We start from the raw sequence: 14963 nt of genomic DNA on the forward strand, positions 1-14963 counted from the left end.
CTCATCTCTCCTCACCTCGAACTGCACGGATAAACGTGCGGATTTTTACTGCATCTTTCCGTTCCTCCGTCTCGACTCCACTGGATACGTCCACCATAAAAGGATTGACGGTTTTAATTGCTTCTCTTACGTTTCTTTCATTCAGACCGCCGGCTAATATGACTTTCTCAAGTGGAATATTAGCTTTTTCAAGGAGTTTCCAGTCAAATGACTGACCTGATCCTCCGCGAAACTCCACGCCTGGTGCATCAAACAAGAAATAATCGACTTCATATTGCGAAACCTTTCGCACATCCTCAAAACTTTTTATCGATAACGCTTTAATGGTAGGAAGGAATATTTGTCGAACATATTCGGGTGCTTCATCACCATGCAGTTGAACCATATCCAATGATACTTCTCCTGCGATACGATTCACTTCATCCGGTGTTTCATTGACGAATACACCAATTTTCAACACATCATTTGGAACTGCACTAGCAAGTTTCTTGGCGGTTTCAACCGTTAGCTGGCGTCGACTAGGTGCGAATACAAAACCAACAGCGTCTGCTCCAGAATCAACAGCGATTTTTACATCTTCCAGTTCCATCAATCCGCAAATTTTGACTTTTGTCATCACAATTCACCACGTTTCACGTGAAACGAACGCAATATTTCGTCAATATTTTCACTACGCATTAACGTTTCTCCAACCAGCACGCCTTGCGCTCCAGCATCCGCAACTAAAACAGCATCTGAGATGTTGCCAATCCCACTTTCACTAATCAATACGCGTTGTTCATGAAAAGGGAAGTGAGCGGCAATTTGCGATGTGTTTGCTAAATCTACTTCGAACGTTTTGAGATTACGATTATTTACGCCGATTATTTTTGCATTAATCGCCAACGCTCTCTGCAATTCTTCGACATCATGAACTTCAACCAAAACTTCCAAATCCAACTTACTAGCATAGTCAAATAGCTTGTGAAGATTTTGTTGATCGAGCGCAGCGACAATTAGCAGAATGATAGATGCGCCAGCACGTTTTGCCTCTTCAATCTGCAAAGGGTGAATGATAAAGTCCTTGCAGAGGACGGGAAGATTGACGGCTGATGATACTGCATGTAAATCATCCATCGAGCCTTTGAAAAATTGTTGATCAGTCAATACAGAAATCGCAGCTGCGCCTGCCTTTTCATAAGCGAGTGCCTGCTGTACGGGATCGACATTACCATCAATCAAACCTTTCGAAGGGGAGGCGCGTTTAATTTCAGAGATGACCTGTAAGTGCTGCGTGTTATATAAAGTCTCAAATAAAGAAGGCTTGTCAGTATGTGTTTTAGAAAATTCAAATGGTCTTTCTTGTTCCAATAACTCTTTCACTTCTAGTTTTTTCACTTCTAAAATCTGCTCTAAAATCGTCATGCGTTCACCTCCAAATGGCTTCGATTTTGACTATAAGTGACGACTGATTCCAAAACACTGAGCGCACTACCTGTTTCAATGCTCTTTCGTGCCTGGTGAACGCCTTCTTGAATGGTTGAAACGATGTCTGCCGCAAACAAACCGATTCCCGCATTCAACAATACGGTATCCATATAAGGCGAAGATTCACCTCGTAACACGCTTTTTAAAATGGCTGCGTTATCCTTGGCGTCCCCACCGCGAATCGCTTCAAGTGGAGCAAATGACAAGCCAACTTCTTCGGCATTCAATGTAAAAGGGATGTAGTCGCCGTTTTTCATAAGTACGAGGTGGTTGTCTCCGGATAAAGAAGCTTCATCCATTCTATCGGCACCACTCAAGACGATTGCTCTTTTTCGGCCCAGACGATATAGGGCTGCTGCGATATCCATCAATTTATCCTGGCGATATACGCCGACCATTTGGGATGTTAATGCCACGGGATTGGTTAAAGGGCCAATCATATTGAAAATCGTCGGTTTTCCCAGAGACTTACGAATGGATTGAATCCGTTTCATTTTCGGATGGACATATGGGGCGAATAAGAAAGCGATATTCGTTTGATTTAATAAGTCTTCCACTTCGCGTGGTTGGAAGTCCAAAGCAATGCCGAGCTCTTCGAGTACATCCGCACTGCCCGTTCTGCTCGAAATGCTGCGGTTCCCGTGCTTGGCGATTTTCAATCCTGCTCCCGCCAAGACAAAGGCAGAAGTGGTGCTGATATTAAAACTGTGGGAACCATCGCCTCCAGTTCCGCAATTATCGAATACATGGGGGGAGGTAACAGGAATCTGTGTAGCATTTTCACGTAACACTTCAACAAGTGCAGCTATTTCTTCGGTAGTTTCGCCTTTTTTTGATAGGGCACTTAAAAAATTCGCGATATCCACGCCTGCAATATCTTCTGAAAACATGGCGTTCGTTGCTTCTCTCATCTCACTGTACGTCAGTGACGTTCCACTACGTACACTCTCTGTAAATCTTCTCATCTCAATCTCTCCTCTGACTAAATCTCTACTGGCCGAGCTATATCTGTTAAAAAGGCTTGAAGGATTTTATCCCCATCACGCGTTCCAATTGATTCTGGATGGAACTGCAAGCCATAAAGCGGGTAATCCATATGTTGAATTGCCATAATACTTTGATCGTCCATAGAAATGGCTGTTGTTTTAAAACATGAAGGCAAATCCTCCAAGACGAGCGAATGGTAGCGCATGACGGGTAAGGGTTGCGGCAGGTAGGCAAACATTCCTGCATGTGAATGCCGAATGGCAGATACTTTTCCATGCATGACCAGTGTTGCCTGTTTGATTTTGCCACCAAATGCCACTCCAAGAAGTTGGTGACCCAAGCACACCCCGAGCATTGGGATGGTTTGATGAAATTCATTGATGATTGATAAAGAGTGCAACTTGTCATTTGGTGACCCAGGACCGGGCGATAGCACGATTGCTTTTGGGTTCAACTGACGGATTTCATCTATCGAAATTTCATCATATCTGACAACTTTTACTTCTTCACCGAGCATCGATAAGCTTTGATACAAGTTGTACGTAAACGAATCGTAGTGGTCTAGCAGCAAAATCATGACAGCACCTCCAATAACGACTTCGCTTTGTGCAACGTCTCTTCGAATTCTGCTAGTGGATTGGAATCATAGACAATGCCTGCACCTGCCTGGACATAAGCGGTTTGATTTTTGATGACCAATGTTCGAATGGCTAACGCGATATCGATATTGCCATTAAAACTGATGTAACCAACTGCTCCTGCATATACGCCTCGTCTTACATTTTCCAACTCTTGAATGATTTGCATGGCACGAATTTTCGGTGCGCCAGATACCGTTCCTGCAGGTAAACAAGAGATTAGTGCATCAAGAGGATGCTGATCATTACGCAACGTGCCAGCCACTTCGGAAACGATGTGCATGACGTGCTGGTATTTTTCAATGTTCATGTATTTCGTTAGATGGACGCTGCCCACTTCGGTAATACGACCCAAATCATTCCTTCCCAAGTCCACCAGCATCCGGTGTTCGGCAAGTTCTTTCGGATCGTCGAGCAATTCTTTTTCAAGTTGTGCATCTTCTTCAGGTGTGTGACCTCGTCGTCTAGTTCCAGCAATCGGATTTGTCGTCACCCGATTACCTTGAATGCTCATCAAACTTTCTGGAGATGCCCCGAGCACTACATGTTCATCAAAATCTACGTAAAACATATAGGGGGAAGGATTGTCTTTCCGTAATTTCCGGTAAAGCATGAAAGGGTCACCTGTATACGTTGCCTGCAATCGTTGAGATAACACAATTTGAAAAATTTCTCCCGCCCGGATACATTCTTTTGCGCGCACTACGTTATCGATAAACGCTTGTTTGCTCACATTGGTTGTGAATGGAAGGGTAGATTGTATACATTCTTCTTCACATTCCTTTACTGCCAGTTGGTGTACAACATCATTGATAAGAGAAGGGGTTGTGCCGTTATGCAAAATGGTGACATCTTGTTTTTGATGGTCATATACAACGACGGTTTCATAAACGAGCAAATGGATATCGGGCATATCACGTTCGTTAGGGAGGGCTGGCCCAATGTCTTCATAGTGTGCGATGACGTCGTAGCCAATGTAGCCAACTGCACCACCATTGAAAGGGAATTCCAGATCATCGTCAACAATGGGAAGTAACGTTTTCAATAATTCGATAGGCTTTCCGCAATGCACGGTGATTTCACCTGTTAGAAGTGAATGCTCTATCAAATCGTTGGCTGAACCACGAAATTCTTTCACTGGATTTGCGCCGATGAAGGAATAGCGACCCGATGCTTCATATTTCAAAGAACTTTCCAGCAGGAATTTCCGCGTTCCCTGTAACCTTTTGAAAATAGCGATGGGCGATAAAGTGTCCCCGTTGATGGTAATTCGTGCTGTTTTTACTGAATGTGTTTGCATGTAAACCTCTCCTCTGCTCAGCTCATTTGCACCCGGAAAACAAAAAAATCCCCTGTACATGAACAGAAGAGTTCATGTACAGAGGACGGAATGACCGCGGTGCCACCTCAAATTAAAAGCCAATAATGGCTTTCGCTTTAGGACCTGTAACGTAGATCACACGTTTTCCCGTACTGACATTCTGGGAAACTCTCCAAAGACCATTCACATCAAGTTGCCTATCAGCTTCCACCAGCCGCTGACTCTCTATGAAGACGCACTTGTGCTACTATTCTTTGTCATCGATTTTTCTCAACTCAACTCATCTCAACTCTTGGTGTTCTCACCGGCGATGTCGCTCCCGACACCTTCTGCCTAAATCCCGAACAAAAAAGTTGTTCCTATCGTAGTACGCATGAAAGAAGATGTCAACTGAAATCTTTTTGCAGAAAAAATTGAGGGCAGATGTGTGTCGGTGTCTATGCCATTTTATCCGTGGGGACTAGCAATTTAATTGGGGTCCCTTCGGATATATTTTGTGTTCTTCAAGTATTTTGTCGGAAGTGGAATTTCTCTCCGTCAAATCATTTCGTGAAACGAAAAAAAACCTCAAACTATATTGAAATATTCTAAAAAATTTGATATCTTTTAATAATATCAATCAGCGAAAATTCATAATAATAAAAATATGAGTCAATGGCATGAGGGGGACATCAAGAATATGAAATTTTTTATCTCGATCGATATGGAAGGGATTACAGGTTTACCTGATCACACTTTCGTAGATTCGAAGAAACACAACTATGAACGCGCCCGTCGTATCATGACAAACGAAGCAAATGCCATTATTGAAGGCTTACTGAAAAAAGGGGCTACCGATATTTTGGTGAACGATAGCCATTCACAAATGAACAACTTACTTGTTGAAGATTTGCATCCCGAAGCCATGCTGATCACGGGTGGGGTGAAACCTTACTCAATGGTACAGGCACTTGATGAAACATATGATGGTGCGATTTTCGCAGGCTATCATTCACGTGCAGGTCAACCCGGTGTAATGAGTCACTCGATGATTTTTGGAGTGCGAAACATGTTCATCAATGACGTGGAAATTGGAGAGCTCGGGTTCAATGCATATGTGGCGGGTCATTTTGGTGTACCGGTCATCATGGTTGCTGGAGATGACGGAGCATGTCGTGAAGCAGCGGCACTCATTCCAAACATCACAACAGTTGCAGTAAAAGAGTCAATCACTCGCCAAGCGGTCAAAACGATGCATCCGGAAAAATCACATGCACTGTTGACTGAACAAATCCAAAAAGCAGTGGACAATCGTCATTTGGTTAAACCACTTACCCCACCAAAAACCCCAACGTTGCGAATTGAATTTGCCAACTATGGTCAAGCCGAATGGGCAGCCATTATGCCCGGCTGTGAAATAGAACCTGGAACAACGATTGTGAAATTTGAAGCAAAAGATATTTTGGAAGCGTATCGAGCAATGTTAGTTCAAGTGGAACTGGCGATGCAAACGACGTTCTGTTAAGGGGGACTTAATATGTTCTCATATACCATCAAACGTTTCTTAATGATGATCATGACCATTCTGATCATTGCGACACTGACATTTATCTTGATGCACTCAATTCCAGGATCGCCGTTCAATGAAGAACGTACGACAAATGAAACGATTCAAGCCAATTTAGAACGCTTTTACAAGCTGGATGAACCACTTCCGGTCCAATATTTGTACTACCTAAAATCCATTGTCACGTTGGATTTTGGACCTTCAATCAAAAAACCGAATGAAACGGTTAATGAACTGCTCTCTCGTGGCTTCCCGATATCCTTTGAGCTCGGGATGGTAACCATTTTGGTAGCAGTAATTTCGGGTGTCTTACTCGGAACCTTTGCAGCACTGCGTCATAACGGGATTATTGATTACTTTGCAATGACATTTGCGGTAATCGGAATTTCCGTACCAAGCTTCGTGTTGGCTACATTGCTTATTCAAAAACTGGCAGTAGATTATAATATTTTCCCACCAGCCACCTGGTCGAGCCCGATGCATATGGTACTTCCGGTGCTCGCTCTTGCTACGGGTCCAATGGCCATCATTGCACGTTTAACCCGTTCGTCGATGCTTGAAGTATTGACGCAGGATTACATAAAAATGGCGAGAGCAAAAGGATTGTCACCGTTTCGCATCGTTGCACGACATGCGTTGCGCAATGCCTTGATGCCTGTCGTCACAATTATGGGGACGATGCTTGCTGGGATTCTGACAGGAACGTTCGTCATCGAGAAAATATTCGCAATTCCGGGGATGGGAAAATACTTCGTTGAAAGTATCAACAACCGGGATTATCCGGTCATTATGGGAACGACCGTATTCTACAGCACGATTCTCGTAGTTATGTTATTCATTGTCGATTTGGTTTATGGATTCTTAGATCCGCGTATTAAATTGCATAAGAAAGAGGGGGATGCGTGATGACTATCAACCACGAATCGACACCCGTATCACCCAACCAAGTACCTGATGAATGGTTCCGTAAGAAAGATAGAAATTTAGTCGAAGCGGAAGCCGTTGTTCGACCTTCATTATCCTATTGGAAAGATGCATGGCGTCGACTACGCACAAATAAGCTGGCAATGACGGGTTTAATTTTCTTGGTTCTTTTGACGTTACTTGCGATTTTTGGTCCGATTTTCTCTCCGCATCCCGTGGATGGCATGGATTTGCCGAACCAAAACAAAGCACCTTCAAGTGAACACTGGTTTGGGACGGATGAAATGGGACGCGATGTCTTTACACGCACCTGGTATGGCGCTCGTATTTCATTGTTTGTGGGACTTGCCGCAGCATTAATTGACTTCTTTATCGGTGTGATTTACGGCGGTTTCAGTGGCTACAAAGGTGGACGTACAGATGCCATAATGATGCGTATCATTGAAGTCCTGTATGGCTTGCCGCATTTATTAGTTGTTATTTTATTATTGGTTGTTATGGGTCCAAGTTTGACGACAATTATTGTCGCTCTGACCGTTACCGGATGGGTCGGAATGGCCCGAATTGTAAGGGGACAAGTACTGCAAATCAAAAACTATGAATTCGTGACAGCGTCCAAATCATTTGGAGCAAAAACACCACGAATCATTCGGCGAAACTTATTGCCGAACACCATGGGTCCAATCATTGTCCAAATGACCTTGACGGTTCCGAGTGCCATTTTCGCGGAAGCCTTCCTGAGTTTCCTTGGACTCGGTATTCAAGCCCCATTTGCAAGTTGGGGTGTTATGGCGAATGATGCCTTGCCAGTTATCCTATCAGGTCACTGGTGGAGACTATTCTTCCCGGCATTTTTCATTTCATTAACTATGTTTGCATTTAACGTCCTTGGTGACGGACTACAAGACGCACTTGATCCGAAGTTAAGGGGGTGACACATATGAACGAACAGCAACTAGAAAACGCCCGGGAATTGGCGAGAGAAAGACGCGCGGAAGTCGGTCGTACTCAACAAGCGGTTGTGACTGCGCACACGCAAAAAACGAAACGTAAAAAAGTCATAACCGACGACATCATTTTGTCGGTAGACAATTTACATGTGTCATTCAAAACATATGGTGGAAATGTACATGCCGTCCGTGGTGTGTCCTTTGCTCTCCGAAAAGGAGAGACGCTTGCAATCGTAGGCGAATCGGGTTGCGGAAAATCCGTGACATCCAATGCCATTATGGGGCTTATTCCACAGCCGCCGGGGCGTATTTCAGATGGCAAAGTAATGTTCAAAGATGTCAATCTTACGAATATGACGAAAAAAGAACTTCGCAAAATACAGGGTGTCGACATCTCGATGATTTTCCAAGATCCGATGACGGCACTCAATCCGACACTTACCATTGGCGAGCAGTTGATGGAGGGTGTGCTCACACATACCAAAGCAAGCAAAGCGGAAGCGAAAGAAAAAGCGCTAGGCATGCTTCGCTTAATAGGTATCCCAAATCCGCAAGAACGTTTAAAACAGTATCCTCACCAGTTTTCAGGCGGAATGCGTCAACGGATAGTTATTGCCATTGCGCTCATTTGCGAACCGGAGTTATTAATCGCGGATGAACCGACAACTGCACTAGATGTAACGATTCAAGCGCAAATTCTCGAATTGTTTGAAGAAATTCAAGCGAAAACAGGGGTATCGATTGTTCTGATCACTCATGACCTGGGAGTTGTAGCAAAAATCGCAGATCGTATTGCGGTGATGTATGCCGGTAAAATCATTGAACTCGGTACGAAGCGTGAAATATTCTATACGCCACAGCATCCGTATACGCAAGGCTTGCTCAATTCGGTTCCGCGTCTCGATTTGATTGCGGAAGAACTGCAGCCAATTGAAGGGACACCACCTGATTTATTTGCGCCGCCTACAGGGTGTGCATTTACAGCGAGATGTCCATTTGCAATGGAAGTTTGTGAACACGTACATCCAGACACAACGGTTAAAACAGCTACTCATCGCGTCGACTGTTGGTTACAGGACGAACGTGCACAAGCGTTATTGGAAACAGCTCAAAAATAGGATGAACGCACTTAGGTGCATAATCATAAAGCATGAACACAATTCCAAGGGGGAAAACACACATGAAGAAATGGCTCTTGTTTTTACTGACAGCTGTATTCGTACTTGTACTATCAGCATGTACAGCGAATAATGATGCAGGCGAAAAGCCAGCTGACAAAGGCGGAGACGACAAAGAAACAGCTGAAGAAAAAGTGCTTTACTTGAACAACGGCAGCGAGCCAACATCATTCGATCCATCGGTCGGCTTTGATGCTGTTTCTTGGAATGCATTGAACAACTTGATGGAAGGGTTAACTCGTTTAGGCGAAGACCATCAGCCAGAAGAAGCAACGGCTGAAAAAATTGATGTATCTGAAGATGGTTTGACATATACATTCCACATTCGTGAAGATGCAAAATGGTCTAATGGAGACGTAGTTACTGCTAAAGACTTCGTATATGGCTGGACACGCATGTTGGATCCGAACACAGCTTCACCAGCGGCGTTCCTTGGTTACTTCATCGAAGGTGCAGAAGCATTCAACACAGGTGAAGGTAAGATTGAAGACGTAGCAATGAAGGCATTGGATGAAAAAACATTTGAAGTAAAATTAACTGCACCAACTGATGCATTTTTGAATATCATTACAAACCCAAGCTTTTTCCCAATCAATGAAAAAGTGGCAACAGAAAACGCACAATGGTTCACTGAATCAGAATCATTCGTAGGAAACGGTCCATTCCAATTAGCATCATGGGAACATGATGTGAAAATGGTATTTGAGAAAAACCCAGAGTATTGGGATGCTAAAACTGTGAAGCTAGATAAAGTAGAGTGGGCAATGGTCAACGACTCCAATACAGAGTACCAAATGTACCAAGCAAATGAACTAGATGTATCTGATGTTCCATCTGAATTGGCTGCTGAATTAATGGACAGCGAAGAAGTATCAATTCAAGACCAGGCAGGTACTTATTTCTACCGTTTCAACACAACAATGGAGCCTTTCACGAACGAAAAAATTCGTAAAGCTTTCGCAACAGCAGTCAACCAAGAAGAGATTGTTGAATTCGTAACGAAAAACGGTGAAAAACCAGCGCATGGTTTCGTTTCTTACGGCTTCCAAGGTCCGGACGGTTCTGAATTCCGTGACACGGTTGGCAATTTAGTAGAATTCAACGCTGAAGAAGCGAAGAAATTGTTAGAAGAAGGTATGAAAGAGGAAGGCTACGATAAATTACCGACTGTTACTTTAACGTACTCAACTTCAGATACACATCAAAACATTGCGGTTGCTTTGCAAGCGCAGTTTAAAGAAGTTTTAGGCGTGGACGTGGAATTAGCGAATGTAGAAGGAAGTGTATTCTCTTCTGAACAAAAAGAATTGAAATACCAATTGTCCCGTTCTTCATTCTTACACGACTATGCAGATCCAGTGAACGCGATTGAAAGCTTCGTTACAGGTTCATCAATGAACCGTACTGGTTGGTCAAATGCAGAATTCGATAAACTGATTGCTGATGCAAAAAAAGAAACAGATGCAGAAGCGCGTTGGCAGTTATTGATGAATGCTGAGAAAGTATTAATGAACGAAATGCCGATTTTCCCAATCCACTTCTATAACCAAGTGGCATTGCAAAAACCAAGCGTTTCTGGAATTGTGCGTCACCCAGTAGGTTACCTAGACCTTAAATGGGTAGACAAAAAAGCGGAATAATTGAGAAAAGCGGAAAGCGCCACTCTAGCTCGACACTGGCGCTGGAAGAACCGATGCGAAAGCACTGCTTTCGTCTGAGGGTCTGAAGCTTAAGTGCGAGCTGGCGCTTGGAGCTAGACACAACTGGTTTCGAAAGAAATACCCATAAATTTATACTTTCAAGACAATAAAAACAAGAAGTTGCGGCGTCTCAATCTGGCGCCGCACCCTTCTGTTTTCAAAAGAAGTTATACTTAGGAGAATAACTTTTTTTGAAAATAGAAGAGAGGAGCAATATACGCATGCGCATACGACCAACACGATTACAAAAAGGGGATACGATTGGCATTATAGCCCCGTCAAGTCCTCCCAACTTAGAAAGCTTGCAACGCTCGCTCACATTTTTAGAGCAACTGGGATTAAACGTCAAAATGGGCAAACATGTCGAGAACGTGCACGGCTATTTGGCTGGTACCGATGATGAACGTCTGGAAGATTTACAAGCTATGCTTGCTGATCCAAGCGTAAAAGGGATCATTTGTGCAGGAGGCGGTTACGGGGCAGGGCGTTACGCTGACCGAATCGACTTTCAATTAATGGCGGAACAACCGAAAATCTTATGGGGTTATAGCGATATCACTTTCCTCCATACAACCATCGGCCAATTCGCCAATGTGGTGACATTCCATGGACCTATGCTTGCATCAGACGTAGGGAAAGATACGTTCCAAGATTTGTCCGCACGTATGTTCAATCAGCTGTTCGAACCAATTGAACTGCATTATACCGAAGATATTTCTCCATTGACTACATTAGGTGGTGGGAATGCACAAGGGGAACTTGTCGGTGGGAATCTTTCATTGCTAGTGAGTGCACTGGGCTCAAAATATGAAATCGATACTCGTGGCAAGTTACTGTTGATTGAAGACGTGGATGAAGAACCATATAAAGTAGACAGCATGTTGAATCAATTACGATTGGCTGGGAAACTTCAAGATGCAGTTGGTATCGTAGTTGGGGATTTTGCCCGAGCAGAACCTAAAAAACGAAAAACGACATTGACACTTGGTGAAGTATTGGAACATTACTTGGGTGATTTAGGAAAACCAGTCGTTTCTGGTTTTAAAATAGGTCATTGTGAACCACACTTTGCCGTTCCACTAGGAGTGGAAGCAAGACTCGATGGCGATGCCAAAACATTGACCATCTTACCAGGAGTTAAATAATCGGGAGGGGAAACTACCATGATTCTATATTCAATTGAAACCTTTTCTGTTGCGGTACCGCTCACAAAACCGTTTAAAACCGCACTTCGTACCGTAACGATTGCTGAATCCATATTTGTGAAAATTACAACTGAAGATGGAAATTTTGGTTGGGGGGAAGCACCCCCTACTCACGTCATCACAGGTGATTCGCTTGGGAGTATTCAGTTTGCTATCGATCATGTAATAGGCCCCCAACTGATTGGACTTGATTTGCATCATTCGGAGCGGGTATTCCAAAAATTGCACCGTTCCATGGTAGGGAATTCAAGTGCAAAAGCAGCACTTGATATGGCCCTCCATGATTTGCTTGGTCAGCTTGCAGGGCTTCCGCTTGTCACATTGCTTGGTGGGTACCGAGATACACTCGAAACGGATTTCACGGTCAGTGTCAATGATGCGGAAGAAATGGCTGAAGACGCAGCTCGTTATGTAAAAACAGGATTTAATGTATTGAAGATAAAAGTAGGCATCGATGATATCGAGAAAGACGTTGAACGAATTCGGGCGATCCGTGAAAAAATCGGCTATGAAACGAAACTTAGACTGGATGCGAATCAAGGCTGGGAAGCGAAAGAAGCGGTCCGAGCAATTGGGCAGATGGAAGATGCCGGGCTTGAAATCGAACTCATCGAGCAGCCTGTGAAAGCGAATGATATCGAAGGTTTACAGCATGTGACCTTGCATACACATACGCCAATTATGGCGGATGAAAGTATTTTCACACCGAAAGACGCACTACGCGTTCTTCAGCTTCGAGCAGCAGATTTAATCAATATCAAACTGATGAAAGCTGGTGGCATTTATCAAGCGTTGAAAATCAATGCTTTAGCTGAAAGTTATGGAGTAGAATGCATGACTGGGAGCATGATCGAGACGAAACTCGGGATTTCCGCAGCGGCTCATTTTGCTGCAAGCCAGCCGAACGTGACACGCTTTGATTTTGATGCGCCATTGATGCTTGCAGAAGATATTGTCGAAGGTGGCATTGTTTATGACGGTCGACATATTCGTTTCTCTCGTGAGTCAGGGCTCGGAATACATACAGATTTAATGAATAAACGATTTCATCGTAAAGGGTAAGGGGGATTTTCATATGCTAGTACAATCATCCACGACCTGGGCTTGTTCGGTAGCGGTGGCGACAGTATGGACTTCGCCTGAGTCTGCACGTACTCAAGACGCCGATGGGCTTGGAAATCCAGTCCGTTTCACAAAATGGCTGGAAGCAATGAAGTATGAGGATTTGCTTGATTTGTGCAACGGTAACCGCGTGCAAACACAAGTCCTTTACGGGGAACCTGTATTGATTGAAGAAATCGTTGGTGACTGGGCAAAAGTAATCTGCACATGGCAACCTTCCAAAAAGGACAGCCGTGGCTATCCGGGATGGATACCCGTTGCTCAATTAAAAGAAATGGAACGCATCTCAGATTTCGGCTTTGCCAAAGTGACACAGCCTAGAGCGCAACTTTGGACGAAAGATTTAAAGCCTTTGCTGGTGGTTCCTTTCAACACGATTCTTCCTATACTCGATAATAATGAACAATTTACTTTAGTTTCAACACCTCATGGAGAAGCCCTTATTTCAAGCGAAGAAATCGAGCATGGGCCAGGAATTGAAGCTTTCATTGAACGTTCAGGGGATGACGTAGTGGCGAGTGCCATGCGATTTTTGGAGCTTCCGTACTTCTGGGGCGGAATGTCTTCGTACGGCTATGATTGTTCAGGGTTTAGCTACAATATGTTAAAAGCGCATGGTTATTTCATCCCTCGGGATGCGGATGATCAAGCAAGAAATGGTGAAGAAGTGGATATGGCCATCATGACTCAGTGGGAGATTGGCGATTTATTGTTCTTTGCGAACGTAGGGTCAAGCAATGTTCGGCACGTAGGCATTTACACAGGCAACGGGCAAATGATTCATTCGCCTTCCACTGGACAACACATTGAAGTAATAGAACTTGAAGGAACAAAGTTCGTAAAAGAATTGTGCGCCGTAAGACGCTACGCAAGAGCTGAGGGGGAAGCGTCATGACTAGTCAAGTATTGCTTGAAGTAAAAGATCTGAAACGCCATTTTGATATAGGCAAGAATCAAACATTAAAAGCTGTGGACGGCATCAGTTTTGAAATTTACCAAGGAGAAACATTCGGACTTGTTGGTGAATCAGGCTGTGGCAAATCAACTGCAGGACGGACGATTATGGGTTTATATAATCGGACGGAAGGGGAAGTAACGTACGGTGGGAAAAATGTACATACGATGGGCGAAAACGATCGCTATGCATTTTTGCGCAACATGCAAATGATTTTCCAAGATCCGTATGCATCACTTAATCCTCGTTCAACTGTTTTTGAAATCATTGCAGAACCGATGGAAGTCCATGGGTTACATAAGAGAAAAGAAGATATGCAACGACGGGTTTATCAGTTATTGGAGGATGTTGGACTCAATCGTGACCACGCCAACCGTTATCCGCATGAATTCTCGGGAGGACAACGTCAACGGATTGGCATCGCGCGTGCGCTGGCACTTGATCCAGACTTCATCATTGCCGATGAACCAATATCGGCACTCGATGTATCTGTTCAAGCCCAAGTCGTTAAGCTACTGCAAAAACTGCAAAGCGAAAAAGGCTTAACGTACTTGTTCATTGCGCATGACTTGTCGATGGTCAAATACATCTCGGACCGTATTGGTGTAATGTACTTGGGACATATGGTTGAATTGACGACGAGTGAACAACTGTATGCAAATCCACTTCATCCATATACGCAAGCGTTGTTATCCGCTATTCCGATTCCAGATCCGGACATTGAAGAATCACGCGAACGTATTTTGCTCGAAGGGGAATTGCCGAGTCCAATCAATCCACCTTCAGGCTGTGTGTTCAGAACGCGTTGCCCGATGGCGATGGAAGTCTGTGCGAACGTAAAACCCGCTTGGCAAGAACAGGAACCAGGACATTTTGTGGCATGCCACTTGTACGAGTAACTACGATTGTATAAAGCTTGAAACTTTTCATTCGCAGTAGTGTTTTGTATGATGAGACTATCCAGCAATGA

General features: G+C 43.9%; 14 protein-coding genes and 1 other annotated feature. Of the genes, 9 read left to right on the forward strand and 5 right to left on the reverse strand.

Annotation, left to right across the window (positions count from 1 at the left end):
• Position 1: 1 nt before the first annotated feature.
• From AC1DSK_RS13120 to trpE, 5 genes are read right to left on the reverse strand one after another with little or no spacing between them, the layout of a single operon-like run.
• Positions 2 to 616, reverse strand: coding sequence for a phosphoribosylanthranilate isomerase (locus tag AC1DSK_RS13120; RefSeq protein ID WP_477548455.1), 615 nt, complete (start codon positions 614 to 616; stop codon positions 2 to 4).
• Positions 616 to 1404, reverse strand: a complete 789-nt coding sequence (trpC, locus tag AC1DSK_RS13125; RefSeq protein WP_477548454.1) for an indole-3-glycerol phosphate synthase TrpC — start codon at positions 1402 to 1404, stop codon at positions 616 to 618. Before trpC ends, AC1DSK_RS13120 begins: the two co-directional genes overlap by 1 nt.
• Positions 1401 to 2432: an anthranilate phosphoribosyltransferase gene (gene trpD, locus AC1DSK_RS13130; RefSeq protein WP_477548453.1), complete on the reverse strand. Its 1032-nt coding sequence runs from the start codon at positions 2430 to 2432 to the stop codon at positions 1401 to 1403. The genes trpC and trpD overlap by 4 nt, the downstream gene beginning before the upstream one ends.
• Positions 2433 to 2449: 17 nt before the next feature.
• A complete protein-coding gene (locus AC1DSK_RS13135; protein ID WP_477548452.1) occupies positions 2450 to 3031 on the reverse strand; it encodes an anthranilate synthase component II in 582 nt (193 codons plus the stop codon).
• On the reverse strand, positions 3028 to 4392 hold the full coding sequence (gene trpE, locus AC1DSK_RS13140) for an anthranilate synthase component I (protein ID WP_477548451.1): 1365 nt from the start codon (positions 4390 to 4392) through the stop codon (positions 3028 to 3030). The genes AC1DSK_RS13135 and trpE overlap by 4 nt, the downstream gene beginning before the upstream one ends.
• A gap of 78 nt (positions 4393 to 4470) precedes the next feature.
• Positions 4471 to 4683, reverse strand: a binding site (T-box leader).
• A gap of 409 nt (positions 4684 to 5092) precedes the next feature.
• On the opposite strand from trpE, the gene AC1DSK_RS13145 reads away from it, so the two are divergent.
• The 9 genes from AC1DSK_RS13145 (at position 5093) to AC1DSK_RS13185 (ending at position 14892) form a co-directional block, all read left to right on the forward strand.
• Complete coding sequence (locus tag AC1DSK_RS13145; protein WP_477548450.1) at positions 5093 to 5917, forward strand: M55 family metallopeptidase; 825 nt, start codon at positions 5093 to 5095, stop codon at positions 5915 to 5917.
• 12 nt (positions 5918 to 5929) lie between these two features.
• Positions 5930 to 6865 (forward strand): ABC transporter permease, encoded by a 936-nt coding sequence (locus AC1DSK_RS13150; protein ID WP_477531283.1) that lies wholly within the window; start codon positions 5930 to 5932, stop codon positions 6863 to 6865.
• A complete protein-coding gene (locus AC1DSK_RS13155; protein ID WP_477548449.1) occupies positions 6865 to 7818 on the forward strand; it encodes an ABC transporter permease in 954 nt (317 codons plus the stop codon). Before AC1DSK_RS13150 ends, AC1DSK_RS13155 begins: the two co-directional genes overlap by 1 nt.
• 5 nt (positions 7819 to 7823) lie before the next feature.
• Positions 7824 to 8951 (forward strand): ABC transporter ATP-binding protein, encoded by a 1128-nt coding sequence (locus AC1DSK_RS13160; RefSeq protein ID WP_477548448.1) that lies wholly within the window; start codon positions 7824 to 7826, stop codon positions 8949 to 8951.
• Positions 8952 to 9013: 62 nt separating this feature from the next.
• Complete coding sequence (locus tag AC1DSK_RS13165; RefSeq protein WP_477548447.1) at positions 9014 to 10651, forward strand: peptide ABC transporter substrate-binding protein; 1638 nt, start codon at positions 9014 to 9016, stop codon at positions 10649 to 10651.
• Between the two features lie 281 nt (positions 10652 to 10932).
• On the forward strand, positions 10933 to 11856 hold the full coding sequence (locus AC1DSK_RS13170) for a S66 peptidase family protein (protein ID WP_477598273.1): 924 nt from the start codon (positions 10933 to 10935) through the stop codon (positions 11854 to 11856).
• An 18-nt stretch (positions 11857 to 11874) separates the two neighbouring features.
• A complete protein-coding gene (locus AC1DSK_RS13175; protein ID WP_477548445.1) occupies positions 11875 to 12978 on the forward strand; it encodes a mandelate racemase/muconate lactonizing enzyme family protein in 1104 nt (367 codons plus the stop codon).
• A 13-nt stretch (positions 12979 to 12991) separates the two neighbouring features.
• Positions 12992 to 13933, forward strand: a complete 942-nt coding sequence (locus AC1DSK_RS13180; RefSeq protein ID WP_477548444.1) for a C40 family peptidase — start codon at positions 12992 to 12994, stop codon at positions 13931 to 13933.
• Positions 13930 to 14892, forward strand: a complete 963-nt coding sequence (locus tag AC1DSK_RS13185) for an ABC transporter ATP-binding protein (RefSeq protein ID WP_477548443.1) — start codon at positions 13930 to 13932, stop codon at positions 14890 to 14892. The genes AC1DSK_RS13180 and AC1DSK_RS13185 overlap by 4 nt, the downstream gene beginning before the upstream one ends.
• The last annotated feature ends 71 nt before the right edge of the window (positions 14893 to 14963 follow it).

Source organism: Paenisporosarcina sp. P4_B8, assembly GCF_056402175.1.